This window comes from Halomonas elongata (assembly GCF_029081005.1).
Classification (GTDB): Bacteria; Pseudomonadota; Gammaproteobacteria; order Pseudomonadales; family Halomonadaceae; genus Halomonas; species Halomonas elongata_B.
This window is the reverse complement of the sequence record NZ_JAJQTQ010000139.1, coordinates 1-363: the sequence shown is the minus strand read 5'-3', so window position 1 is coordinate 363 and position 363 is coordinate 1. Positions and strand designations below refer to the sequence as shown.

At 60.3% G+C, this 363-nt stretch carries 1 protein-coding gene; it reads left to right on the top strand.

What is annotated here, in order from left to right:
* The coding region (locus LU493_RS19805) for a type I 3-dehydroquinate dehydratase (protein ID WP_275289510.1) at nucleotides 1-302 on the top strand (302 nt) is incomplete at its 5' end.
* Nucleotides 303-363: the final 61 nt, after the last annotated feature.

The window sequence follows — 363 nt, the reverse complement described above, 5'->3', positions numbered from 1 at the left end:
AGGAAGATATTATCTATCGCCTGCGCCGCATGCAGGATCTGGGGGCCGATCTGCCGAAGATCGCGGTGATGCCGCAGTCGCCGCAGGACGTACTCACCTTGCTCGCCGCCACGCTGACCATGAAAGAGAAGTATGCGACGCGTCCGCTGATCACCATGTCGATGGGCAAATCCGGTGGCGTTAGCCGGGTCACCGGGCGCTTGTTCGGTTCGGCGATGACCTTCGGTACCGTTGGTCAGGCCTCCGCGCCGGGGCAGATCGCCATCGCTAAGCTGCGTGAAGTGATGGATATTCTCTCCTGATATCCGGATGGCCCGGAGGTCACAACCGGGCCATCCGTTAACAGATCTTCTGGCTATCGAG